At 64.1% G+C, this 21,413-nt stretch carries 15 protein-coding genes, 1 tRNA gene and 1 other RNA gene; 6 read left to right on the top strand and 11 right to left on the bottom strand.

Features of this window, described 5'->3' with window-relative positions; translation table 11 throughout:
* Window positions 1-3: 3 nt before the first annotated feature.
* Together BLW08_RS15910 and BLW08_RS15905 are read right to left on the bottom strand one after the other, a co-directional pair.
* Entirely contained in the window at window positions 4-2,499 is a 2,496-nt protein-coding gene (locus tag BLW08_RS15910) for a beta-glucosidase family protein (protein WP_091326293.1), read from the bottom strand.
* On the bottom strand, window positions 2,500-3,771 hold the full coding sequence (locus BLW08_RS15905) for an MFS transporter (RefSeq protein ID WP_254779904.1): 1,272 nt from the start codon (window positions 3,769-3,771) through the stop codon (window positions 2,500-2,502).
* Between the two features lie 133 nt (window positions 3,772-3,904).
* Here BLW08_RS15905 and BLW08_RS15900 point away from each other — a divergent pair, with 133 nt between their 5' ends.
* The gene (locus BLW08_RS15900) at window positions 3,905-4,510 is read left to right on the top strand and encodes a TetR/AcrR family transcriptional regulator (protein WP_090824652.1); all 606 of its coding nucleotides are present in this window, start codon (window positions 3,905-3,907) and stop codon (window positions 4,508-4,510) included.
* Window positions 4,511-4,633: 123 nt separating this feature from the next.
* On the opposite strand, the gene BLW08_RS15895 is transcribed toward BLW08_RS15900, so the two are convergent.
* A complete protein-coding gene (locus tag BLW08_RS15895) occupies window positions 4,634-5,980 on the bottom strand; it encodes an aspartate kinase (protein WP_091326290.1) in 1,347 nt (448 codons plus the stop codon).
* 159 nt (window positions 5,981-6,139) lie between these two features.
* On the opposite strand from BLW08_RS15895, the gene BLW08_RS15890 reads away from it, so the two are divergent.
* Window positions 6,140-6,628: a DUF1801 domain-containing protein gene (locus BLW08_RS15890; RefSeq protein ID WP_254779903.1), complete on the top strand. Its 489-nt coding sequence runs from the start codon at window positions 6,140-6,142 to the stop codon at window positions 6,626-6,628.
* Window positions 6,629-6,779: 151 nt separating this feature from the next.
* Window positions 6,780-7,853 (top strand): hypothetical protein, encoded by a 1,074-nt coding sequence (locus BLW08_RS15885; protein ID WP_091326288.1) that lies wholly within the window; start codon window positions 6,780-6,782, stop codon window positions 7,851-7,853.
* A 17-nt stretch (window positions 7,854-7,870) separates the two neighbouring features.
* On the opposite strand, the gene recR is transcribed toward BLW08_RS15885, so the two are convergent.
* From recR to BLW08_RS15865, 4 genes are all read right to left on the bottom strand, one after another.
* Window positions 7,871-8,470 (bottom strand): recombination mediator RecR, encoded by a 600-nt coding sequence (gene recR / locus BLW08_RS15880; protein ID WP_090824658.1) that lies wholly within the window; start codon window positions 8,468-8,470, stop codon window positions 7,871-7,873.
* A 33-nt stretch (window positions 8,471-8,503) separates the two neighbouring features.
* Entirely contained in the window at window positions 8,504-11,968 is a 3,465-nt protein-coding gene (locus BLW08_RS15875) for a DNA polymerase III subunit gamma and tau (protein WP_091326286.1), read from the bottom strand.
* 34 nt (window positions 11,969-12,002) lie between these two features.
* Window positions 12,003-12,099, bottom strand: an RNA gene (gene ffs / locus BLW08_RS15870) — signal recognition particle sRNA small type.
* An 86-nt stretch (window positions 12,100-12,185) separates the two neighbouring features.
* Complete coding sequence (locus tag BLW08_RS15865; protein ID WP_091326284.1) at window positions 12,186-12,509, bottom strand: YqfO family protein; 324 nt, start codon at window positions 12,507-12,509, stop codon at window positions 12,186-12,188.
* A gap of 303 nt (window positions 12,510-12,812) precedes the next feature.
* On the opposite strand from BLW08_RS15865, the gene BLW08_RS15860 reads away from it, so the two are divergent.
* A tRNA-Ser gene (locus tag BLW08_RS15860) sits at window positions 12,813-12,897 on the top strand.
* A gap of 224 nt (window positions 12,898-13,121) precedes the next feature.
* On the opposite strand, the gene BLW08_RS23680 is transcribed toward BLW08_RS15860, so the two are convergent.
* From BLW08_RS23680 to BLW08_RS15850, 3 genes are all read right to left on the bottom strand, one after another.
* Window positions 13,122-13,364, bottom strand: a complete 243-nt coding sequence (locus tag BLW08_RS23680) for a hypothetical protein (RefSeq protein ID WP_139244912.1) — start codon at window positions 13,362-13,364, stop codon at window positions 13,122-13,124.
* Between the two features lie 122 nt (window positions 13,365-13,486).
* Entirely contained in the window at window positions 13,487-13,984 is a 498-nt protein-coding gene (locus tag BLW08_RS15855) for a hypothetical protein (RefSeq protein WP_091326282.1), read from the bottom strand.
* Window positions 13,985-14,115: 131 nt separating this feature from the next.
* Window positions 14,116-16,149: an alpha/beta hydrolase gene (locus BLW08_RS15850; protein ID WP_091326280.1), complete on the bottom strand. Its 2,034-nt coding sequence runs from the start codon at window positions 16,147-16,149 to the stop codon at window positions 14,116-14,118.
* A 98-nt stretch (window positions 16,150-16,247) separates the two neighbouring features.
* Here BLW08_RS15850 and BLW08_RS15845 point away from each other — a divergent pair, with 98 nt between their 5' ends.
* A complete protein-coding gene (locus BLW08_RS15845; RefSeq protein WP_090824668.1) occupies window positions 16,248-16,493 on the top strand; it encodes a helix-turn-helix domain-containing protein in 246 nt (81 codons plus the stop codon).
* A 365-nt stretch (window positions 16,494-16,858) separates the two neighbouring features.
* On the opposite strand, the gene BLW08_RS15840 is transcribed toward BLW08_RS15845, so the two are convergent.
* Window positions 16,859-17,782 (bottom strand): LysR family transcriptional regulator, encoded by a 924-nt coding sequence (locus BLW08_RS15840; protein WP_091326278.1) that lies wholly within the window; start codon window positions 17,780-17,782, stop codon window positions 16,859-16,861.
* Window positions 17,783-17,905: 123 nt separating this feature from the next.
* Between BLW08_RS15840 and BLW08_RS15835 the strand changes: the two genes are divergently transcribed.
* Window positions 17,906-21,367 (top strand): proline dehydrogenase family protein, encoded by a 3,462-nt coding sequence (locus BLW08_RS15835; protein ID WP_091326276.1) that lies wholly within the window; start codon window positions 17,906-17,908, stop codon window positions 21,365-21,367.
* Window positions 21,368-21,413: the final 46 nt, after the last annotated feature.

Below are 21,413 nucleotides of genomic sequence, written 5' to 3'. Positions count from 1 at the left end.
GTATTACCGGAGTTCGATGTCCATGGACTGGAACTCGTCGGCCGAGTGACGGCCCACCAGCAGACGGAACGTGCCCTGCTCAAACTGCCAGCCGCCGTCGTAATGCGCAAACGCCTTGGCGGGGATGGTTATTTCCACGCTCTCAGTGCCGGCGGGGGCGAGGTGCGTTCCGGCGTAGCCGGCGAGCCAGCGCACAGGCCTCTCCACGGCTGATTCAGGGCGTTCCAGATAAACCTGGACTACTTCCCGTCCTGTGCGGGTACCGGTGTTCTTGACGGGGACGTGGACCACAACATCGTTCCCGGCGGTCACCCCTTGGGGCGCGTGCGCCGTGCCGAGGTCAAAGGTGGTGTATCCAAGCCCGAAGCCGAACGGCAGGGCAGGAGCTGCGCCGCCTTCGGCTTGCTGCTTCAGCCAAGCACGGTAGCCGATGTGGATTCCCTCCGAGTAGACCACCTTGCCGTCCACGGGTGTGGTGCTCAGGACAGGGACGTCCTCCAGCGCGGCGGGCCAAGTGGTGGGAAGGCGTCCACCCGGCTCTTCGACACCCAGGAGGATGTCCGCGATTGCGCTGCCGAACTCCTGGCCGCCGAACCAGCCCAGCAGGACTGCATCCACTGTGTCCAGCCACGGCATCACCACAGGCGAACCCGAGTTCACCACCACCACTGTGCGGGGATTCGCTGCCACCACAGCTTCCACCAACTGATTCTGGTAGCCGGGAAGATCCAAATCCTTGCGGTCGAAGCCCTCGGACTCGATGGCCGCATTGGTGCCCACCACCACCACGGCTACGTCGGAGTTGAGGGCAGCTTCCACGGCGGCGTCGATCTCGGCCTGCGGATCTTCCACCACGGTCTCCTCGCCCAGCAGGATGGCGGTGAACGGGATGACCTGTTCCGCGGGCAACTGGTACTCGGCCTCGATCCGTACGCTCTGACCGGCCGTGGTTTCGATGGCGTGGACAGTCTTGGGAGGATCGAACAGCGCCGCGCCCAGGACTTCGGTATCGTCCTCAAGCTCGCTGTTGAAGACCTCCGTGCCGTCCAGGACAAAGCGGATCCGGCCCACGGTGCCCACGCCCAGGTGGTGGACGCCTGCTGTTTCGGCAGTCCAGTCCGCCTGCATGCGGATGGAGGCAGCGCCGTCGGGGATTCCGATGCCGAACCAAATCAGGTGCGACGCCAAGCGGTCTTCGCCGGAAATTTCGCTACCGTCAGCTGCCAGGAACGTGACGCGGATTCCGGGGACGTTGGAGACGGGGTTGTGCAGCGAGGTGCGGGGGAACGGCTGGATGCCCTCGGCAACCTTGGCGCCCCGCGCGTAGCTGACCTTGACGTCGTCGGGCAGTGCGTTCCGCAGGCCCTCCAGCGGCGAGACGGTGTACTTGGGCATCACGGTGGCGCTTCCGCCGCCCTGCGTGCGGGCCTCATCTGCATTGTGGCCGATCACAGCAATGCTGCTGAGCGCCTTGGCGTCCAGCGGCAGGAGGCCCTTGTTGCGGACCAGCACGGCACCGCGGACGGCTACTTCACGTGCGACGGCGGCACCGTCAAGTTGCGTGGGGAGCTGGGTCACAGCAGGTTCGAAGCCTTCGAGTGAACCGACGCGGGCGGCCAGGCGCAGGATTCGGGTGACCTTTTCCAGGATCGCCTCGCGGCTGACGCGGCCATCGCTGACGGCGGCAAGGAGCTTAGGTCCCCAGTGGCCTACCGGGCCGGGCATTTCCAGGTCTTGGTGGGCGTTGGCGGCGTCGATAGAGCGAACACCGGTCCAGTCGGACACTACGACGCCGTCGAAGCCCCACTCGGTGGACAGCGGCGTCTCCAGCAGCTTGTTTTCGCTCGCGGTGGTGCCATTGATGGAGTTGTAAGAGCTCATCACCAGCCAAGCGCGGGCCTCCGTGATGGCGTCCTCAAACGCAGCCAGGTACAGCTCGCGGAGCGGACGTTCGTCCACCACGGAGTCGGCGGTGAAGCGCTCTGTCTCGGCTTCATTGGCCAAGTAATGCTTGGGTGTGGCGCCCACGCCCATGGATTGCACGCCGGCTACGTACCCGGCCGCCATGGTTGCGGTGAGCCGGGGGTCCTCGCTCATGCACTCGAAGTGGCGGCCGCCCAGGGGTGAGCGGTGCAGGTTGATGGTGGGACCCAGAACGGCGTGGACGCCTTTGCGGCGGGCTTCCTGGCCCAGGACCTGCCCGTAGCGGTTGGCGGTCTCGGCGCTCCACGTCGCAGACAAAGCCGACGACGACGGCAAGGAGACGGAGTCGTGGCGCTCATCGAAGTCTTCGCCGCGGACGCCCGCCGGTCCGTCGGACATGACCACGCGGGACAGGCCGATCTCCGGGATGGCGTGCGTGGACCAGACATCAGCGCCGGTCAGCAGCTGAACTTGCTGCTCGAGCGTCAGGCTCAGGGCGAGTTCGCGGATCCGCGCTTCGGCGTCCGGCGAACCGTCCTGTGGTGCCGTGACCGCTGCTGCGAGTGTGGGATTCATTTACTTGACTCCTTTGATACGGGTGACGAGGAGGGCGCCGATGATGCCGACTGCCGCACCACCGAGGAACAATGCGGGGTAGCCACCGAAGGCGATCACCGGGAACGCGATGGCGGGGACCAATGACTGCGGGAGGGCCTGTGCGATGTTGAAGACGCCGAACGTCTTGGCATTCTCAGACTGGTTGCCGGGCAGGAGGTCCGTGATGAGGGCTACGTCAACGGCACTGAAGACGCCCAGGCCGAGTCCGAGGATGCCCTGGCCAACCAGTACCTGGTTGGATTCAGTGCTGGTGGCGATCACGATCAGGCCCGCCATCATGATGAGCGCGGAAGCGATCACCATGCTCTTGCGCTTGCCTATGCGGTCGCTGATCCAACCTCCGGCGAGGCTGGTGATCACAGTGCCGGCGGAGCTTACCAACGTTGCTTGGAACACCAGGCTGGTGACCTGGGATTCGGCGATGTGGAGGTGGTCCGTGAAGAAATACGGCAGGTAGAGCAGCCCTGCGCAGTACCCGACGTAAACCATGAATTTGGTCAACCAAGCCCAGCCCAAACCGGGGAAGACCTTGGGGTTGAAGTAGAACGAGCCAAGGATCTCCTTGACGTTCAGCGGCGCCGGCTTTTCCGTGAGCACGCGGTCCTTGAAGGTGAACGCGAAGGCGATGGCAACGGCCGTGCCCACTATTCCGGGGACAACGGCCATCTGCAAGGCGTTATCGAACATCTGCGCGAAGAAGGCGGCCGCTACCAGGCCGATGGGGAGCGTCATGCCGATGAGGCCCGAGAGTCGTCCGCGTTCGGCCGGGGCAGCCTGGTCCGGCAGCGTTGCCACCAAGGCGGCCAGGGCGGCGTTGAAGCCCAGCTGTGCTACAACCCAGGCGACCAGGACGATTCCGACGTCTGTGGCTGAACCCAGCAGGAAAAGGGATGCCAAGCCAAGCAACGAGCCGCCCACGATCCAGGGCTTGCGCATCCCGAAGCGGGAGGTTGTCCGGTCGCTGAGGCGGCCAAAGAACGGGTTGGCCAGCAAGGCGACAGCCGCGCCGACTCCGGCCACCAGACTGAGTGCGCCCGCACGGGTGTCCGGGGTGGTGATGTCGGAAACCTTGATGGCGAGGACCACCAGGGCCGGGGCGAGGACAGCCATCCAGAGGCCTGCGCTCGCGATGGGCATGCCGATGACGTAGGCGCGGGAAGCCGGGCCGGCCGCTGCAGCGTTTGGCCCGGTACTGATAACCGGAGCCTGTTGGGTGATATCGAGGGCCACATTGCCTCCTGTGAACGGTGACCCACCGTTGGGTCTCTGGTGAAGACTGTAGCGCCAAAAATCTAGTCTGACTAGGTTTTTAGCGAATAAGTCGAGTAACACTCGATTTTGGGGTGTGAAATAGACTGACCCAATGCCTACTTCGAGGGCCCGTGGCCAGTACGCCAAGGGAGCGGAACGCCGCGAACAGATCATCCAGACCGCCACCGACGTCTTTGCCACCGAAGGGTTCGAGGGGACAGCCCTCAAGCGTGTGGCCGAGCTCGTGGGGGTGAAGGAAGCCACCCTCTTCCACTACTTCAAAGGGAAGCAGGAGCTTCTCACAGCCGTCCTCGCAGAACGGGACCGGCGTTCGCTGATGGCCAGTGGCCAGGAAGACGTCGGCCTAAGCCTCATGCCGTCAATAGCCGCGCGCAATGAGAGGGAGCCAGGGCTGACCACTCTCTACGCTGTTGCTTCGGCTACAGCGAACCATCCCGGACATGACTCCCATGCCTACTTCAAAGACCGCTACGAAACCGTGATTCGGGATGTGGCCGCTGACATCGAGCGGCGCCAAGCCTCCGGAGAAGTCCGGACAGACGTCGACGCCGTTATGTTGGCACGGTTGACCGTGGCCGCCTTCGACGGCCTCCAGCTGCAGTGGCTCTACGACAAGGGCGTGGACATGGCTGACGGTCTGACGCAGTTGGTGGAGGTGCTGTTGGCGCCGTCCGGCCGGCGAGATGCCAGCGGGTAGGCGAGTGCAGCCCTACGCAGGAAGGACCGGAGCGCTTGCTCCGGTCCTTCCTGCTGCTCAGACGTGGGGACTGCTCAGACGTGGGGACTGCTCAGACGTGGGGACTGCTCAGACGTGGTGACCCTAGCGGCCGGTGCCGCCGTAAACGGTAGCCTCAGCGTCGCCGTCGAGCTCGAATGCGTTGTGGATGGCGCGGACGGCGTCATCCAGCTTGTCGGCGCTGGTCACCACGGAGATGCGGATTTCAGACGTGGAGATCATGTCGATGTTAATGCCGGCGTCGGAGAGCGCCTTGAAGAACGTGGCGGAGACGCCCGGGTGCGAACGCATGCCGGCACCGATCAGGGAGAGCTTGCCAACGTGCTCGTTGTATTCGATGCTCTCGAAACCGATCTGGCCTTCAGCTGCGCGCAGTGCGGCCAAAGCATCGGCGCCCTCGACAATCGGAAGCGTGAACGAGATGTCCGTGCGGCCCGTGCCGTGGGTGGACACGTTCTGGACGATCATGTCGATGTTGGAGTGGGCATCGGCGATCACCTGGAAGATCGCAGCAGCCTTGCCGGGGATGTCAGGGACGCCTACAACGGTGACCTTGGCTTCGGACCGGTCGTGTGCAACGCCGGAGATGATTGGCTGCTCCAAGGCAACTCCCTCTTGAATCGTGAACTTTTCGTCGGCACCCGGGATGACCCAGGTTCCTTCGTGCTGGCTGAATGAAGAACGGACGTGCAGGGGCACACCGAAACGGCGGGCGTATTCAACGCACCGCAGGTGCAGGATCTTGGCGCCGGAAGCCGCCAGTTCCAGCATTTCCTCGCTGGAGATGCGGTCGATCTTCTGGGCGCTGCTGACGACGCGGGGGTCGGCGGTGTAGATGCCGTCCACGTCCGTGTAGATTTCGCAGACGTCGGCTTCCAGAGCCGCTGCCAAGGCAACAGCTGTGGTGTCCGAACCGCCGCGGCCCAACGTGGTGATCTCGTTGGTAATGCGGCTCATGCCCTGGAACCCGGCCACAATGGCGATGTGTCCTTTGTCCAGGGCCGTGCGGATGCGGTGGGGGTCGACGTCGATAATCCGGGCCTTGCCGTGGATGCCGTCGGTAATCATGCCGGCCTGCGAACCCGTGAACGACTGCGCGGAAGCGCCGAACTTGTTAATGGCCATCGCCAGGAGGGCCATGGAAATTCGCTCGCCGGCGGACAACAGCATGTCCATCTCGCGCGCGGGAGCGGAGTCGGTCACCTGGCTCGCCAGGTCCAGGAGTTCGTCGGTGGTGTCGCCCATTGCGGAAACAACAACCACAACCTCGTTGCCGGCCTTTTGCGCATCCACGACGCGCTGTGCGACCCGTTTGATGCCATCAGCATCGGCAACCGAGGAACCGCCGAACTTCTGAACGATCAGCTGCTTGGTAATGGCAGCCTCGTTGGAGAGCTCTTCGATCTTCACTTCGGTAGTGGGCATAGTCATGCGCGCACCCTCACTGCATCAATAGGGTTCGAACGCGGCGTACACGAATTCGGGCACACCTGCGTAGCTTATTTGCCCAGTTTATCGCCGTGCACAGCACTGGCAGGAATTGTGACCACATAGCGGCCACCGGTGCAACGCGGGGGAATAATGATCCCTATGACCAGCAGGGAGCCTGAAAAGAAGGAAGCCCACACGCCGGAAACGCGCACGGCGGATCACGCCGAGGTCCACAGCACGCTCCCCACAGCCATGACGGGAAGGGCCAGCCCGGCGAAAGCGGCAGTGGGCGATAAACCCGTGTTCGCCTATATCGCCAGCCTGCCGCAGCCGCAGCGCGGCATCGCGGAAACAATCGATGCGCTGGCAGCCACCACCCTGCCCAACCTGCAGCGTTCCGTGAAGTGGGGTATGTCCTATTACGGGGTTGGCGATGGCTGGTGTTTCAGCTGCGGCGGATTCGCCGGCCATGTGAAGCTCATGTTCATCAACGGCACGGCACTGGATCCCGTACCTCCGGTGACACCCATGGGGATGGGCAAATCGACGCGTGGGGTGGAGCTGGAATCCCCGCATGACATCGACCATGCCCAGATCGCGGCGTGGATGAAGCAGGTCACCTCCGTCCCTGGTGTTGGGAAGCGCTGAACCGGAAGCGCTGAACCGTCAGCGTTGAACTGGAAACCTGCCAGCGCTGAACCTGTCAGCGCTGAACTGGAAACCTGCCAGGTTGCCAGGGCGGCATACCCGGCGCGCCATGCCCGGCGTACCATCCACATCATGAGGATTGAGTGGGGCGATGGCCGGCGTTCCTGACCAACCGGGCCGTTCGGGACCGGGATGGAATGAGCCCGAATATGAGGTCATCGGTGGCGGAATGATCGATGACCAGCGAATCGGGGCCGATCCTCAGCGGACGGGAAGCGCCCCTTCGCCCGCTGTCTTCACAGCTGCCGTCCAGGAGGCCTGGCAAAGTGCCCGAGGGTCCTTCACAACCTGGTGGTTCTGGCTTGCCTGTGCCGTGGGAATAGCCCTGTCATGGGGGATGGCGGCCGCAGTGGTCGGCTGGGGAGAGGCTAACGGCTGGTTTGAGACCCCCGTGACCAGCTCCACGTACCTGATCATGGCGGCATTCCTTGCCCTCATGGCCGCAGTGCTTGGAGTCATCTGGGGCTTCCGGAACATTCAAGGAAGCTTCCTCGGGCTGCTGTTGGCTGGCGCGATGAGAGGCGTGGCTTTGTCCGCACCGGCGTTCGCAGTTCTGCTGGCGATCGCCATCAGCGTTGGCGGGCCCATCGGGCTGGCCGCTGCCGCCGTCGTCGTGATGGTTCTTGAAGTGGCCCTGTTCGGACTGATGGGCGCCGGTTCGCGGGCGTGCTTCACCAAAGGTGCACCGGGAGCGGCATTGGCCGCGGCGCTGACAGTTTTCTTTTGCGTACTCAACGTGGTGGTCACGGTCCTGCTGCTGCCCGGCACGTCGGGGACGGACCAGGCTTCCGTGCCCGTGAACGTGGAGCGCGACGACACCGGAAGGATCACCTCCTACGAATGCATAGGCAGCCTGCATCCCGTTGAGGTGGCGCATACGGACCGTGTCGCCTGGCTGGCGGCGTCCAATCCTGCGTTGTTGCTGGGCAGCGTCGGGGCCGGATTTGTGCCCACGGACAACGAGGTGGGGTGGGTGTTGGCCGGACTGCAGTGGGCGGCCGACGGCCCGGCCCGCGACGTGCCGTGCCTGGGCGGGGAGTCCAGCGAGGGGCTCGCGCCGTCCATGCCCGTCGCTCTGACCGGCTTCGCGGCACAGACAGCGACGGCGGCACTGCTTGCTGTTGCGGGGCGTCGGTTGGCGGCTCGGAGGCTGCGAACGTCCTAGCGTTCCGTTGGCGTTTTCTACAGCAACGCGTTGCGGCGGCCTTCGAAGGCCCGGCCCAGCGTTACCTCGTCCGCATACTCCAGGTCACCGCCGACGGGAAGACCCGACGCCAGCCGCGTCACAGTGATTCCGATCGACTTCAGCATCCGCGCCAGGTATGTTGCGGTGGCTTCGCCCTCCAGGTTGGGGTCCGTAGCGATGATGATTTCCTGAATGGCGCCATCGTTGAGGCGCGTGAGGAGTTCCCGGATACGCAGCTGCTCGGGACCGACTCCGGCAATGGGATTGATGGCGCCGCCCAGCACGTGATAGCGGCCCCGGAAGGAGCGCGTCCGCTCTACAGCCAGAACGTCCTTGGATTCCTCCACCACGCAAATGACCGAGGGATCCCGGCGCTGGTCGCGGCAGATGTTGCACGTTTCCTGCTCTGTCACGTTGAAGCAGACAGAGCAGAACTTAACGCGCTCCTTCACCGTGGTGATGGCCGTGACAAGGCGCTTCATGTCCTCCGGATCAGCCTCAAGGATATGGAATGCCAGGCGCTGCGCCGATTTGGGTCCCACACCGGGAAGCCGGCCGAGCTCGTCAATCAGCTCCTGAACTGCACCTTCGTACACAATGTCCTCATTTGTTTGAAATCAATGCTGGAGTCAGCGGGTTTGCAGAGGAGAACCGTCCAAGGCGCGCTCTTCGATCAGCTTTCCGCCCAGAATACGCTCCACCGCAGCCCGCCCAAAGACCCTCGATTCCTCGATGGTTTCGTCCTCAGGGCTGGGGATGTCCTCCGTCACCGCGGCCGGCGCAGCCTGGGTCCGCACAGGTGCCTGGACGCGCCCGGCCTGGGCTTCCGGACTGTTGGTCAGCCGCTGATAGAGGCTCTGGCGTCCGTGGGGATTGCCCGACGCCGGACCCTCCTCCAGCGTGGCCACGGAACCGTGCGCTTCCTCGGGTTGCGTCGCCAGGGACGGCCACGTTGCAGGGGCACTGCTGGTTGCGGGGACGCTGCTGGCTGCTGGACTGTTGCTGGTTGCCGGATTGTTGCTGGCTGCTGGACTGTTGCTGGCCGCTGGGTCTGGCATGGACTGCGTTCCCGGCCAGCTCGACGCCGGTGCGACGTCCCAGCTGGAGCTCGGGTTCTGCTCGGCATTGGTTGGGTGGCCGTAGGCTCCGGCAGTTGCCTCCGGAATCTGGGCAGCCGCGGGCTGGTAATCCGGGGCATTCGATCCGGAGGCGGCAGCTTCCTGGGCCGCCGGGGTTCGCTTGCCTACATTGGATTCAGTGCCGACCACCCACGTGCCTGGCGCCTGTTCGACTGCCCTGGACCAGGGGTCGGCAGAGGTGTCGGATGCCGCGACTGGGTTGGCTGCGGCAGCCCGGCTCGCTGGGGCGGGGCTGGCTGCTGCGGCTCGGCCCGCTGGGACGGTGCCGGCCGGGGCTGGGGAGGGCGTGGCAGCTGGGGCTGGCACAGCGTGGGCTGAAGCTGGGGAGGGCGGGGCAACTGGGGGAACTGCTGCCTGCCGCGAAGGAGTTTCCTGTTCAGGGCTCGATTGACCCGTCCGCGACGCTGCAGGTGCGGGCGGAGCTGTGCTCTGCCGGCCGTATCCGGAGGGTGGTTCCCAGTCTGCCGGGGGCTCCTCGTCCAACGGCGGGGCATCCTCGTCCAGCGGAGGACCCCAATCGTCGTCAGGGTAGGAGTAATCGCCTGCCGACATGGAGGCGGGCTGGGACGTCGTCGGGGTCGGGGGGAGTGCGGGCGGCGGCGATGCAGGTCCCGCGGCGTGCGCTGCCGCTGCAGGCGCTGCTGCTGGGGCAGTCGCCGTGAAAGCTGGGGCCTCGGTTGTTGCTGGGGCGGTGGCTCGTGCGGGGGCGGTGGCTTGGGCCGCTGCCGCGGCGGGCGGGTCTGCCTGCGACCGAGCCGGTACCGAGCCCGAAGTTGTTGCCTCTGGAGTTGCCGCAGGAGCGGCCGGCGCCAGGCCCCAGGCAGAGTCGACTGCCGAAACAGGGGCGGGGGCAGGTGCCGGAGCCGTTTCTGCCGGCGCGGAAGGTGCGGATGCCGAAGGCGCGGGCGCCGAAGCTACGGCTCCTGAGGCTACGGCTCCTGAGGCTACGGGGGACTCAGCAGCCGGGGTCTCCCGGCTAGTAGGCGCTTTTGGGTTTGGCTCAGAGCTCGCTGAGCTGTTGCCGCCAGCCACTGCGACGATCTGGCAGTCGATGCCGATGGTCTTGTGGATTGCCTGGCGAAGGTTCTCGGAATGGTCGGCTCGTCCGAACGCGCCGGCAAGGCCACCCGTAGTGAAGGCCAGGGTCAGCACCTGTCCGTCGAACTGTGCCACCTGGGCGTTGGGTTCTACGAGCGCCCACGTGCTGCGCTTGATCTTGGTCAAGGTTTGCAGGACATCCGGCCATGCCCGGCGAAGAGCCTCGACGTCCCCACTACCTGCGGCTGGCGGAACCGGGGAAGCAGTTGGCTGCTGCGTTGAGGCAGGTGCCTGCTGTGCGGCCGGAGCGGGCTGCGTTTGCGGCGGCGCCTCGTGCGAGGGGGTGGGCGAAGATGCAGGTGCAGGCTCTTGCTGCTGGACAGGTGCCTGGCCGGGGTGAGCCGGAGCAGGAACCGCGGTGGGTGCGGCCGTTGAGGAGGCGGAAGGCTGCGGAACGCGACCCCCAGCCGGACGATCCTCGACAGGCCAGTCATTGGTGGACACCCGCGGTGCCGTGATGGAGTCCCGTGAACCAGTGTCAGTGGCGGGCTCGGGAGCCGCGGGTGCCTGGGTTGCGGGCGCCGGAGCAGCAGGCGTGCGCTCTACGGCGGCCGGTACCGAGGGCGAAGCGGAGGGGACCGGTGCCGGCTGGGCAGCCTGCACCGGCTGGGGAGCGGGCGCAGCAGACGGCAAAGAAGCTCCAGCGGCAGACGCGCCGGGAGCGACAGCCGAAGTGCCGGCGTCGCCCGCGTAATTCAGGCGACGTTCCACGCGGTCAATGCGCGCCGCGATGCCTCGCTCAGTCTGTTCAGCGCTGGGCAGCAGAATGCGTGCGCACAACAGTTCAAGGTGCAGTCGGGGGGAGGTGGCGCCGGTCATCTCCGTGAGCGCGGTGTTGGTGACATCCGCGGCCCGGGAGAGTTCGGCTGCGCCAAGGTTGGTTGCCTGGTTGCGCATGCGGGCGATCTGGTCCGCAGGCATTCCACGGAGGATTGCCTGGGCGCTCTCGGGCATGGCTTGGACGATGATGAGATCCCGGAAGCGCTCCAGCAGGTCCTCAACGAATCGCCGGGGATCGTGGCCTGTCTGGATGACACGGTCAACTGCCCGGAAAACGGTGGCGGAGTCGGACGCCGCAACAGCATCCACGATGTCATCGAGCAACGAGGCGTGCGTGTAGCCGAGCAGGGCAACAGCGAGCTCGTAGTCCAGGCCGTTGGGTCCGGCGCCGGCCATGAGCTGATCCAGAACGGACAACGTATCGCGGACAGAGCCGCCACCCGCACGGATAACCAGGGAGAGCACGCCCGGGGCTACCGGAACGTTCTCCTGCTGGCATAGGAGTTCAAGGTACTGCATCAACGGCTCGGGCGGCACCAAGCGGAACGGGTAGTGGTGCGTGCGGGAGCGGATGGTTCCGATCACCTTGTCCGGCTCAGTGGTGGCGAAGATGAATTTGATGTGTTCCGGCGGCTCTTCAACGATCTTCAGGAGCGCGTTGAAGCCGGCCGACGTGACCATGTGGGCCTCGTCAATGATGAAGATCTTGTAGCGGTCCCTGACTGGCGCGAAGGTTGCGCGTTCGCGGAGATCGCGGGCGTCGTCCACGCCACCGTGGCTGGCGGCGTCGATCTCGATGACATCCAGCGAGCCGGATCCGCCGCGGGCAAGCTCGATGCAGCTGGGGCACTTGCCGCAGGGAGTGTCGGTGGGGCCTTCGGCACAGTTCAGGCATCGGGCCAGGATGCGCGCGGACGTGGTCTTGCCACAGCCACGGGGGCCGGAGAAGAGGTAGGCGTGGTTCACGCGGTTCTTGCGGAGCGCCGTCATCAGCGGCTCCGTGACGTGTTCCTGCCCGATAACGTCCGCGAAAGAGTCCGGGCGGTACCTTCGATACAGGGCAGTTGTAACAGTCACAAGTGAAACCTACCTATAGGGACTGACAGTTAAAGTAAGTGACCCCTCATGCACCCGCCAGAGCCCATCTACCCTTGCTACCTTCCGGTCCTGGGGGAGTTCAACAGGATGACGCCACATGAGGGGCCGTCGACAAGCTTACCCGAACTTGGGTTGGGGTTCGAATCGGCTCGAAGGGCTGTGGATAAGGCTCGACGGCGGCTGGTCGGGTGGGGATTCACCGCCACCCATTCACGGCCCACGTCATGAAAGCCGGCTCCTCGTAAGGGTGCGCTGCCCGCAGAGCCTGCACAACGCCGTCGAGCAGGTCCTCCTCAACCACGCATTCCACCCGGGTTTCGGGCACCTGCTCCTCAATCCCCACCTCGCTTACGACGGGGCGCGCTCCGGGCAGCGGCGTGAAGCGACCGGTGCCTGGTGAAGTAAAAGCGCAATGGGAGTAGTCGCCGATCCTCCCGGCTCCTGCGTCGCCAATGGCCAGGAGGACCTCTTCGATGTGTGTCTCCGGAACGTAAACCACCAAGGCATGCAGCTGTGTCATGCGGACATCCTGTCAATAAAGTTCGGCTACAAACAGGTCTCAACCATTGCAAAACACCCCACCTCAGCGGACCATGGGTATGTACACCGATTGGGGCAATCTCAAGATTGTGAGCTGCGGGGCCTGGGAGCGAGGGGTCGGACCCGGCAGCTCAACGTTGTACCGCAAGAATGGGCGCGTTGGGGGCGTCCATTTTTCCGTTAAAGCGTGATTCATGAGGGTATTCCGGACCGGCGAATCACCCCGATTACACGATGCTGAAATTCTCAGGTACAGTAGTATCTGCTTTCGAATCGGAAGCAAGGAGAATTCGCCTAGCGGCCTATGGCGCACGCCTGGAACGCGTGTTGGGTTAACGCCCTCGGGGGTTCAAATCCCCCATTCTCCGCTGAAAGAGCCCCTAGATCTAGACGATCTAGGGGCCTTTTTGTTTTTGTGTTGACGCGCCCGTCCGTTTTGTTGACAGAGGTTGGCGCTACAGTGCTCACATGGCAAGCATTCGAGAGCGCAAACGGGCAGATGGGACCACCTCGCACGCCGTGCTTTGGCGCGATTCTGACACGGGCAAGCAAACCTCCTACCCATGGGACAGTGAACATAAGGCCCTACGCTTCAAGCGCCTGGTCGAGGCCAATGGCAATTGAAGTGATCGACGTCCTCCCAACGGCATTTGAGTCGGCCGATAGGTGTCCATAGCTCTTCGCCTTCTTCTTCCATGGCCACGAAGGCGATGTAGGCACGTTTCGGATGCTTCACGCCAAGCTTGACCACTCGAACTTCTTGAAGGTCCTGGCCTTTTCGGGCGCGATAGGCCCAATGCGAGCCGAGGAACAATTCAGAGGGCTGCTTGACCATTGGTGGATTTATCAGCAGGAGGCGTTCGCGAGATAGAGTCCATTGCCTCCGAAGGGAGGTCGTCGGCTAGCTTCAAGTGCCTATGGTCGCAATGCCGGCAGAAGGAACGTGCTGTAACGGCTCTACTTTGCGGTCGGAGAGGGGCTGGGGTTGGCAGGGAGGCCGAAATTTTCGGGATACAGCTCTTTGTAGATTGCGGTTTGGTCTCCGGCAACGCAGACGCTGTCCATCTCCAAGCCGGAGCCTTCGATGTTTGCGTAGTAGGAAACCAATTGTCCGCCGTTTTTGTCAGCGTAGAGGCGAATGAGACCTGGGTCCCGGGGGTTGGTTTCTGTGCGGGTGGTGAAGCCCTTGGATTCCCAGAACGTTTTGACCACTTTGACTGATGCTTGCAGATCGACGGGATCGGCAGTTTGGCTTAGGACGATGTAGTTCACGCCGTCTTTGCCGTCGCTTGTGTTGCAGGGACCGTTTCGGAGGCCTTCGTCGGCCCATTTTTGGGTTCCGATAGCTTTTTGGGTTTCCGTTTTGAAGGCGTGGAGGTCTGCGAGGGCTTGTTTGAGTTCTTCGACCTGGGCTTTGACGGTTGCGGGGTCGCTGGGATTGTTTGAGCCGGTCATGGGGTTCTCCGGGGTAGGGGGCGTGCAGGCGCTCAGTGCAATGGTCGCGCAGACTAACGCGGCGAGTATGCGGCTGGTCTTTAGACGGGCTTTGGGTTCACGGGGCATGCGGTTCACTCTTCCTGAGTTGTTCAACGGCCCGCAAATCCGGCCGGTGGCGATACTGGTCGTGCGCCTGGCCGGATACGGTCTCCGTTGCCGGTTGTTGTCAGGGCCGCCTCGTACAGAGCCGTGGTTCCCTTATCCAGGTACCCGTAGCCGTCGCCGCCATTTTCATGTACCAGTGTGTTGTGTTCTGTGGTGCCTTGATACTGGGTCCCGTCGATCGTGACCTCTTCTGAAGAGAACACTTTCGCGCCGAAGGATTCCAGGCGCGGATCCTGGCGTTGGAAGCGGCCCATTTGGGCCAGTCCATCGCCTGCGGCGTGGGTGGCGTAAACCTGGCCGGCTGGGACGTGGAGGTCTCCGGTGTTTCGGATCTCTTTTTCTATGCCGGCGGAGCCGACCATCGTGAAGGAGGCGACGTCCAACTCCGCAGCGGCAAGGGCGTTGGATGTCACGGTGGTGCCGTAGGAATGGGCCAGTACGTGCAGGGTCTCCGGGGTCCTGTTGCCCAAACCCTCTCTGACGGCGTTGAACCCCTGAAGGTCTGCGACGAACCGGTCGGCACCGGCCCCGGCGGCATCGCCGCTGTTCACGGTCGGAACCGTGGGCGGTTCATAGTTGATCCACGCCACCACCGCGAAGGACTTCTTCCTCGAGATCAGCTTTTGTTGCGACTGGAGGTTCGCAGCGTTGAATGCCCAATCATTGAAGCCGCTTTGCGGTGTGATGAGCATGCCGGACACTGCGTAGGTAACATTGTCGGCCGTATCGGGGTTGCCCGCAGAGACCTGTGCCTTCGGTGAGCCGTGGGTGAGGTCGAAGCCGAGCAGGACAGCTTCTCCTGACGTTCCCGCGTTGACGAGGGCTTGACCGATACCGTCAAGGGCTTTCTGCTGGGTTTGCAGGATTGTCCAGGCCGGGTTGGTTATGGAGTCTCCCGTGCCGATGCGCAGGAGTTGAGGCGTTTTGGCGAGTTCGGCGTTGATGCGTTCCTTCTCTGTGGCGAGGCGTAGCCGGTTGGCGAGGTTCCGGGCGGTCGCTGTGACGCCGTTCAGGTTCCCAATGACCCCCGGGAGGGCCTCGATCAGGAGCTTCTGACTGATGCCGGGTTCGATTGTTCCGTTCTTGGTGACGGTGTGGCCGAGCCCGGCCCACCACTTGGCTGTCACTAGGGGGTCAAGCCCCGGTTGGCTGAGGAGTCCCTGAAGTCGGTCTTTGTTCGCAGGGGCGGCGAGCCAGGCTTTTAGTTGATCGGCGTTCAGGGCCCCGACGTCGTTCAAACTCACTTGCCCGGGTGATGCGTGCTGTATGAGGGCGCTGTTGAGAATGGTGTCGGCCATGGAACCGCTACCGGCTGTTTCGAATGCCGCGGCGATCTGCTCAAGCCAAGCCGCGTCAGCGGCGTTCTCAGTCAGCAGTCGCTCGAAGCCGGACACGAACGTGACACTGCCGCTGTTCACCCACGAACACGCTGAGGTGAAACCGCTCCACGCGTTCCGGATTCTCCCCAGCTCCGCGTCCAGGATGTTCATGGAGGCGCGGGACTGGGCTACAAATTCGCGCAGCTTTCCAGGATCAGCCGAGCTGGTTGCGCCCCCCGCTCCGCCGGCGAACCGGGCCCGGTCCCTCGCAGAGAACACCGCTGAAATCGTCGGTGCAGCGATCGGCCATTCCATGGGCATCGGATCGCTCGCCACGCTCTGGAAAGTCTGAAAGTGTTGTTCACGGATATCGGCGCGTTGCCGCCAGGCGGTGAGTTTTTTTAGCCTGGACTTCTCCTCCTGCGCTTTGAGCTTTGCTTGCCGGACGTCCTCAGCCAACGCTGCGAGAACACCGGCAAGCCTGGCGCGGTCATCAGCCCTGATGGCACAAGCCTGGGTGAATAGCTGCGCGTATCCGCCTTTGAAGTCCTCCACGGCATGATCCATGGCCCCGTCCAGGAAGACACCCTCGCCACGCAGAACCTGATCCGCTGAATCAGCAGCACTGATCACAGCGTCGGCAGCGCCATCATCAAAGACGATCCCGACGGCAGCGCTGTCATTAAAGGTAAAACTCATGCCCGTCCCCCATAAAGCGAACAATAAATCCAACGATTAGCATAACCCGTGGAAGCGTGCCAACGGACTCCCCAACTGCACGACTTTAGAATCGATAAATGCCCGATGAAATCAATAAGCGCCGGTTCCTGACGATTGAGCAGGTCGCGGAAGAGTTGGCGACCAGTGAGGTGCAGATCCGCGTCATGCTCAAGACAGGCCAACTCAGAGGCATCCAAATCGGTGGCCGCAACGCCTGGCGCATCAGCCGGCAAGACCTTGAAGACTTCATCCAGGACGCCTACCGGCAAGTCAGCGAACGAATCGCCGCCGGCAACGTAGAGGATGAGGACGGAGCTAGCTAAGGGAGTGCGGGTTGAGGGACGCCTCTTACGAAGCGCAGGGCCGGACCGTGCCTATGAAGGCTTGGTCCGGCCCTTGCCGCGGAACCGAGGGCAGCCCCAGCCAAAGTGGGGGAAACGATGGCCGTTGCGAGGATCCGCTGAACTCAGTAAAGACCAGCCTCAGGTGGCTCGCACGCGTAGTCGGTACTCCACTTTGAAGGATCCGCCTTTCATCACCATCGTGTGCGCAGCTATCGCTATCGGGGCTGGCGCGATCGTCTCCGGCAGCAAGTACCCGGTGCTGAGCCTAGGTTTCCTGGCGACATGGGTTGTCGCTGCAGTGATCGCTAGCGTCATCCTCGCGAAGAAGCGCCGGCATGGTTGGGTTAGTCCTCAGAGCCAAGCCCGCTGTCACGATGAGCGGCCGCCACCCTCTCCAAGACTTCGCGGCATGCCGCAGTTGCGGGGTGGATGCGGCCGGCTGTGCGTGTGGAGGTGAAGACGGTTCGCTTCGGCAGGCTCGGAAGGTCCAGCAGCTGGACCGTGCGGCTGCGGCCGGTCCACACAAGGTCCGGCATGAGGGCCACTGCGTTGCCGGATTCAATGAGCCGGATCTGTGCTTGCAGGTCCGCGGTTTCGTAACGCACATCCGGCTCGAAGCCCGCCGAGCGGCACGCCTGCTCAGCCCAATGCCTTGAGGCAGCCCCGCGCGGTTCCATAACCCAGGGCATGGCGGCAGTGTCAGCGAGTGAGGAAACAGTTTCGCCGCCGAGTCCCACCGGGGGAGTGGCCAGCCGGATGGCATCGCTGGTGAGGGTGACGCGGTCCAGTCCGCTGTGGTGCGGAGCCGCGTGGCCGGGGTATTGCTCGGCCACCACAAGATCGAAGTCCCGCGCCCATGTCTCATACAGGGCAGTCTCCGGCTCGCGCTGGGTCATCTCCACCCGGACCTCCGGGTACTCCTGGCGCATGATGCTGAGGAAGTCCGGGAGCAGGGCCAGTGCGGCGGATTGGAACACTGCGAGCCGGACGGTTCCGGTGACCATGGACAGAGAGGCCGCGAGCTCGGTTTCGGCGCGCTCCAGAGTCTCCAGGAGGGCCGCGGTGTGGGCTACCAGGATCTCCGCCTGCGGAGTCAGCTGTACCCGCCGCCCGGCCTTGCGGAGCAATTCCACGCCCGCTTCCTTCTCCAGCAACGTCAGCTGCTGGGAGACCGAGGAAGGGCTGTACTGCATGGCATCGGCCACCTCGGCGAGGGTCCCGCGGATCTTCAATTCGTGCAGCAAACGCAGCCTGCGAACGTCCAACAAGGCGGCCTCCAAAGGTTCGGGATGGGTAATGAATATTCGTCAGAAAACATCGCTTTTCCTAACGTGATTGTAGATCCATACTGATGGAAACAAACAAACTTCTCCGTCCCAGAAGGAGCCCCCATGACCAGCACACTCCCGGATGCCACCGCCCCCCGCATCCAGGATTCCGGGCAGTTCGATGCTTTGGCCCAAGAAGCCATCGCCTTGGTCCGCCACTGGCTCACCGAAGCAAGCAAGATCCCCGTGGACGTGTCCGCCCAGCGCCTTGCCGGCGTCCTGAAGGACCCGAACGGCCTGGACTTCACCGTGGGATTCGTCGACGGCGTCATCCGCCCCGAGGACCTGTCGGTCGCCGGCCGCAAGCTCGCCGAACTGGCTCCGAAGGTGCCCAAGTTCCTCCCGTGGTACATGCGCAGCGCCGTGCGTGTAGGCGGCGTCATGGCTCCGATCGTCCCGCAGGTTGTCATCCCGATCGCCCGCCGCGTGCTCCGCGAAATGGTGGGCCACCTCATTGTTGACGCCACCGATGCCAAGCTCGGCCCGGCCATCGCCAAGATCCGCCAGGACGGTGTGCACCTGAATGTGAACCTCCTCGGCGAAGCCGTCCTGGGTCAGCACGAAGCCCAGCGTCGCCTGGAAGGCACGCTGAAACTGCTGGCCCGCGAAGATGTGGACTATGTCTCCATCAAGGAATCCTCCACCGTGGCACCGCACTCTCCGTGGGCCTTCGACGAAGCCGTCCACCACGTCGTGGAGAAGCTCACCCCGCTCTACCGCCTCGCAGCGTCCTTCCCCAAGCCCAAGTTCATCAACCTGGACATGGAGGAATACAAGGACCTCAGCATGACCATCGCGGTGTTCAAGCGCATCCTGGACATGCCCGAGTTCAAGAACCTCGAGGCCGGCATCGTCCTTCAGGCGTACCTTCCGGACGCACTCGGCGCCATGCAGGAACTGCAGGAGTGGGCGTCTGCCCGCCGCGCCCAGGGTGGCGCTCCCATCAAGGTCCGCGTGGTCAAGGGCGCCAACCTTCCCATGGAGCAGGTTGAAGCATCCCTGCACGACTGGCCGTTGGCTACCTGGGGCACCAAGCAGGACTCGGACACCAGCTACAAGAACGTCATCAATTACGCCCTCACCCCGGAGCACATCGATGCTGTTCGCATCGGCGTCGCGGGCCACAACCTGTTCGACGTCGCCTTCGCATGGCTGCTCGCCAAGGAACGTGGCGTCACCAAGGGCATTGAATTCGAAATGCTCCTGGGAATGGCAACGGGCCAGGCCACCGCGGTCCGCAAGGACGTTGGCAGCCTCCTGCTCTACACACCCGTGGTCCACCCGGGCGAGTTCGACGTCGCCATCGCCTACCTGATCCGCCGGCTCGAAGAGGGAGCCAGCCAGGAAAACTTCATGTCCGCAGTCTTCGAACTGAGCGAGAACGAGGCCCTGTTCAAGCGCGAACAGCAGCGCTTCCTGGACTCCCTGGCCGGCATGACCGCGGAGGTCCCGGGCCCCAACCGCAAGCAGGACCGCCGCCTTCCCGCCGAGCCCGCTCTGCTTGAGGGCTTCAGCAACACCCCGGACACGGACCCGGCACTCCCGGCCAACCGTGCCTGGGGCCGCGACATCCTGAGCCGGATCCCCGGTTCCACCGCCGGCAACAAGATCGTCGAATCCACCAAGGTCTCCGACGCTGCCGAGCTGGACCAGATCATCGCCACCGCCGTGGACGCAGGCAAGGCCTGGGGTGCACGCCCCGCAGCCGAGCGCGCAGCCATCCTGCACCGCGCAGGCGAGGTGCTTGAGGCCCGTCGCGCCGAGCTCCTGGAGGTCATGGCTTCCGAAACCGGCAAGACCATCGATCAAGGTGACCCCGAGGTCAGCGAAGCAATCGACTTCGCGCACTACTACGCTGAGCGCGCCAAGGACCTGGAAACGGTCGACGGCGCCACGTTCGTCCCAGCCAACCTCACCGTGGTGACCCCTCCGTGGAACTTCCCGGTGGCGATCCCCGCAGGCTCGACGCTCGCAGCGCTGGCCTCGGGTTCCGCCGTCGTGATCAAGCCGGCAAAGCAGGCCCGCCGGTCCGGTTCGGTCATGGTGGACGCGCTCTGGGAAGCCGGTGTGCCGCGCGAAGTGCTGGCCCTGGTCCAGCTCGAAGAGCGCGAACTCGGCACCCAGCTGGTCTCGCACCCGAGCGTTGACCGCGTGATCCTCACCGGTGGCTACGAAACCGCTGAGCTGTTCCGTTCCTTCCGCCAGGACCTGCCGCTGCTCGCGGAGACCTCCGGCAAGAACGCCATCATCGTCACCCCGAGTGCTGACCTGGACCTCGCTGCCAAGGACGTCGTGTACTCGGCATTCGGGCACGCCGGCCAGAAGTGCTCCGCCGCATCACTGGTGATCCTGGTGGGCTCGGTGGCCAAGAGCGCCCGCTTCCACAACCAGCTGATCGACGCCGCACGCTCGCTGACCGTCGGCTACCCGGAAGACGCCACCACCCAGATGGGGCCGATCATCGAAGCGGCCAACGGCAAGCTCCTCAACGCCCTCACCACCCTGGGCGACGGCGAAAGCTGGGCCATCAAGCCCGAGCGCCTCGACGAGACCGGCCGTTTGTGGTCCCCGGGCATCCGTTCCGGCGTGAAGCGTGGCTCCTACTTCCACCTCACCGAGTTCTTCGGCCCGGTGCTGGGTGTCATGACCGCCGAAACCCTTGAAGAAGCCATCGCCATCCAGAACGAGATCGAGTACGGCCTCACTGCCGGGCTCCACTCCCTGGACTCCGCCGAAATGGGCGTCTGGCTGGACAGCATCCAGGCCGGAAACCTTTACGTCAACCGCGGTATCACCGGCGCGATCGTCCAGCGCCAGCCGTTCGGTGGCTGGAAGAAGTCGGCCGTTGGCGCCGGAACCAAGGCCGGGGGACCGAACTACTTGGTGGGCCTGGGCAGCTGGCTTCCCGCCGAGGCCAAGGCCAAGCGCGGCACGGTTCTTCAGGGTGCAGCCGCCCAGCTCCTCGCTGCTGCCAAGTCCGCTGACGTGACAGCCGAGGAACTCCAGACCCTCCAGCAGTCACTCTTCAGCGATGCCGCGGCATGGGAAACCGAGTTCGGCACCGCGAAGGATGTTTCCGCGTTGACCGCTGAGCGCAACGTCTTCCGCTACCGCTCCCTCCCGGTCACCATCCGTCTCTCCGAAGGCGAGCGGCTCGCTGAGCTGCTCCGCGTTGTAGCAGCCGGTGCAGTGGCGGGCTCCAAGCTCACCGTGAGCTCCGCCGTCGTACTTCCTGACGCTGTGGTGACGGCATTCGCGAACCTGGGCGTCAGCGTCCGGGTGGAGGACGACGCCGCGTGGCTGGCCCGCGCTGCCACGTTCGACGCCGGCCGGATCCGCCTGATCGGTGGCGACTTCGCTGCGCTGAGCGCAGCCATGGGTGGCCGTCCGGACGTCGCGGTCTACCATGGCGCAGTGACCCAGGCCGGCCGGATCGAGATGCTGCCGTTCCTCCGCGAACAAGCCGTATCCATCACCGCACACCGCTTCGGCACCCCGAACCACCTGTCGGATCACCTGATCTAAGGATTGACCACCGAAGGCCGGGTAGGACGGATTTGCTCCGATCTGC

It is taken from the genome of Arthrobacter sp. cf158 (assembly GCF_900106835.1).
GTDB lineage: Bacteria > Actinomycetota > Actinomycetes > Actinomycetales > Micrococcaceae > Arthrobacter.
Note: the sequence above shows the minus strand (reverse complement) of the source record. Positions and strands in the feature narration are given on the sequence as shown.

What these genes read in the sequence shown, in the direction of transcription:
- BLW08_RS15845 (WP_090824668.1), top strand. Translation starts at nt 16,248, where the DNA reads ATGCCCGATGAAATCAATAAGCGCCGGTTCCTGACGATTGAGCAGGTC.
- BLW08_RS15890 (WP_254779903.1), top strand. Translation starts at nt 6,140, where the DNA reads ATGACCAGCAGGGAGCCTGAAAAGAAGGAAGCCCACACGCCGGAAACG.
- BLW08_RS15900 (WP_090824652.1), top strand. Translation starts at nt 3,905, where the DNA reads ATGCCTACTTCGAGGGCCCGTGGCCAGTACGCCAAGGGAGCGGAACGC.
- BLW08_RS15895 (WP_091326290.1), bottom strand. Translation starts at nt 5,980, where the DNA reads ATGACTATGCCCACTACCGAAGTGAAGATCGAAGAGCTCTCCAACGAG.
- BLW08_RS15835 (WP_091326276.1), top strand. Translation starts at nt 17,906, where the DNA reads ATGACCAGCACACTCCCGGATGCCACCGCCCCCCGCATCCAGGATTCC.
- BLW08_RS15850 (WP_091326280.1), bottom strand. Translation starts at nt 16,149, where the DNA reads ATGAGTTTTACCTTTAATGACAGCGCTGCCGTCGGGATCGTCTTTGAT.
- BLW08_RS15855 (WP_091326282.1), bottom strand. Translation starts at nt 13,984, where the DNA reads ATGACCGGCTCAAACAATCCCAGCGACCCCGCAACCGTCAAAGCCCAG.
- BLW08_RS23680 (WP_139244912.1), bottom strand. Translation starts at nt 13,364, where the DNA reads ATGGTCAAGCAGCCCTCTGAATTGTTCCTCGGCTCGCATTGGGCCTAT.
- BLW08_RS15885 (WP_091326288.1), top strand. Translation starts at nt 6,780, where the DNA reads ATGGCCGGCGTTCCTGACCAACCGGGCCGTTCGGGACCGGGATGGAAT.
- BLW08_RS15910 (WP_091326293.1), bottom strand. Translation starts at nt 2,499, where the DNA reads ATGAATCCCACACTCGCAGCAGCGGTCACGGCACCACAGGACGGTTCG.
- BLW08_RS15865 (WP_091326284.1), bottom strand. Translation starts at nt 12,509, where the DNA reads ATGACACAGCTGCATGCCTTGGTGGTTTACGTTCCGGAGACACACATC.